We start from the raw sequence: 2,896 nt of genomic DNA, 5'->3' as shown, positions 1-2,896 counted from the left end.
TTTTGACATCCAGCAGAATATTAATAGGAATGGAAATATCGAATCTGTCTTCCAGCATCATTAAGAGATCCATCACTTTGATCGACTCCAGGCCAAGATCGTTGACGAGATCGCTGTCGGGCTTAATTTCCACACCGTTTTCGACCAAATCCTGTAAACAGGAAAGGATGTAATCCATTACTATTTCACGATTTACCATAGAAACGTTAACACACCTTTAAAACAAGACAATCAAAATAGCCCGTTGCGTAATGCGTGTTCCAGGCTAATCCCGGGAAACCAATTGATATCTTCAGAAATACGGTTATTACTTGCCGACCAGTCGGCGTGGGTTAATTCACGAATTTTCGAGCGGGTCAGCATAGGTTCTTTACCTGCCAGGCGACTCAACGCGGTACTGATATCCGCAAGGCCTGTGAGTACCGGCAGAGGAATGTCAACCATTCGCACGGAACCACAACGGGCTTTGGCGGCAAGCTGTCGTACGCGTTGCCAGTCATAGCCACCGGCGACGCCATCGCATAATTCATAGGTTTGCGTCTGTACAGTTTCGGCGCTTAACCACTGACCCACTGCTTGCGCAAAATCGGTGACGTGAAGAAAAGAGAGTTGTGTATCTGGCGCACCAAGTCGTGGCAGCAGGCCGCGTAGCATCCAGTCAAACAGCGGTTTTAACTCTTTATCGCCGGGACCATACACGGCTGTCGGGCGAAAAACGCCCAGCGTAATTTCGTCCGCCATTGCTGCCAGTCGTTGCTCGGCGACGTATTTGGATTTTGCATACCAAGAGAGCTCGGGATGGCGCGCCGCCAGCGAAGAGATAAACAGAAAACGTTGGCAAAAGCCGCTCTCTTTTGCTGCTTGCATCAGGCGCAGGCTGCCGTCAACGTTACAGCGGGTGAAAATCTCTTCTTTGTGCCCGCGCACTTGCCCGGCGCAATGGACCACTACGCTGGCTCCGGCAACCAGCTCGCTAAGTGAATGAGTATCTTCCAGCGAACCGCGCACCCAGGTGAGATTATCATTGACGTGAGCGCGGGCAGTACGCGTCAATGCGCGAACGTGAAAGCCGCGGGCGAGCAGGTTATCGATAATATATTTACCGATAAACCCGGTAGCGCCTGTCACCGCGACAGTTTGATTCATGCCAGGGATTCCTGCACATTAAGACTGGCAGCATAAGCCTTCTGATAACGTTTTTTCGCTTCTGCACGGGCAGGCTTGCCGGAGGACGTTCGGGGAATACTGTGGGGCGGCAACAGATCGATAGCCGCGGTCACGCCAAATTCGCTTTGGATCCGTGCCGCCAGCGCGTGGATAAGCTGCCCGCGACGTTCTTCGTCGCTGATCCGACACTGGATCTGCAAAATGATTTTTTCCTGGGCGGTAACAAAAGCAATCGCATCGCCAGAATGAATTTCCGGTTCCTGTTCCGCTATATATTCAATATCCTGCGGCCAGATATTACGGCCACGAATAATAATCAGATCTTTAATGCGTCCGGTGACATACAGATAACCGTCCAGCAGATAACCGAGGTCGCCGGTGTCTAACCAGCCCGTCGCGGCAATCTCGTCTTGCGAAACCTGGTCGCCAAAGTAACCGCTCATCAGACTGGGACCGGAGATGCAAATATGGCCTACCACACGTTCCGCGACCGGCATACCTGCTTCATTGCGGATTTCAATACCATGTTCCGGCAACGCTTTGCCGCAGTTGACGAAAGTCGATACGGCGCGTGTCTCTGCACCCGGCGCGACGGCTTTACCCTGATATTCGAGGATGTCGCGATCCACTTCGTTAACCACAACCCCGGAGGCTTCATCAGAGAAGCTGACAGCCAGCGCATTTTCTGCCAGTCCGTAGCACGGCATGAAAGTTTTATTGTCAAAGTTAACCTGACGGAAACATTCAGCGAATTGATGGAGTTGTTCTGCGGAGATCGGCTCAGCACCAATACCAGCGACGCGCCAGCAGGAAAGATCCAGTTCAGCGAGATCTTTTTCATTCACGCGGCGTTGGCACAATTCATAGCCAAACGGCGGCGCAACGGAAACGGTGCCGCGATTTTTACTGATCAATTTAAGCCATTGCAAAGGACGCATGGCAAAATCCTGAGTGCGCAAATAATCTACTGAAAGTTGCGTGGCGACGGGGATCAGGAGAAAGCCGACCAGTCCCATATCATGGTAGAAAGGCTGCCAGGAGACGCAGCGGTCGCTAGGGCGTAATTTAATGCCATCGTGGCTTATAGCACGTAGATTAGCCATCACTTCGCGATGGGTGATAATGACGCCACGGGGAAAACGGGTGCTGCCGGAGGTGTACTGGAGGTAGGCGATATCGTTCGGAACTGGACGCTGGAGCGCAACATCGGCTTCCGGTAATGCCTTAAACCAAGCGTGGCTTAAAACATGTAATTCGGGGTTGTTATGCGTCGCGGCATTGACCAGTGGCAACCACTCATCACCAGTGATAATGGCTGCGGGCTGGCAACTTGCCAGTAAACCCTGGAGTTTGGCGCTCCAGGAATCCCGCTGACCGACGCCCATTGGAATCGCCAACGGGACGGCGACTAAGCCAGCATACTGACAGGCAAAAAAAGCCTCTACAAACCCGCTACTCGTTTCGGCAATCAGCGCCACGCGTTCGCCTTTTTTCAGGTTCAGCGATAACAACCGCTTCGCACCAGCTTCGGCACGCGTTTTTAATGTCTGATATTCCAGTTGATCTTCAAGTTGGCAACGTCTGTCATAAAAATTCATTCCGGCGCTACTCAGAGCGGCGTAGTCCAAAGCATCAACCAGCGTTGGAAAATCGGCATAGCGCATAGGTAGGGAATGCGTAAAGATTTTATTAGACATATACACCACGAAAAAATTGGATATCAAAAATA

General features: G+C 51.7%; 3 protein-coding genes. All 3 read right to left on the bottom strand.

Annotation, left to right across the window (positions count from 1 at the left end; translation table 11 throughout):
* On the bottom strand, nt 1–199 hold a 199-nt coding region (locus ACUU1M_RS19630), incomplete at its 3' end, for an acyl carrier protein (RefSeq protein ID WP_449144759.1).
* Nucleotides 200–231: 32 nt separating this feature from the next.
* Nucleotides 232–1,146 (bottom strand): NAD-dependent epimerase/dehydratase family protein, encoded by a 915-nt coding sequence (locus ACUU1M_RS19625; protein ID WP_001077169.1) that lies wholly within the window; start codon nt 1,144–1,146, stop codon nt 232–234.
* On the bottom strand, nt 1,143–2,831 hold the full coding sequence (locus ACUU1M_RS19620; protein ID WP_234426381.1) for a fatty acyl-AMP ligase: 1,689 nt from the start codon (nt 2,829–2,831) through the stop codon (nt 1,143–1,145). Before ACUU1M_RS19620 ends, ACUU1M_RS19625 begins: the two co-directional genes overlap by 4 nt.
* Between the last annotated feature and the right edge of the window lie 65 nt (nt 2,832–2,896).

The sequence above is a fragment of the Shigella sp. SIG6 genome (genome assembly GCF_053555815.1).
Note: the sequence above shows the minus strand (reverse complement) of the source record. Positions and strands in the feature narration are given on the sequence as shown.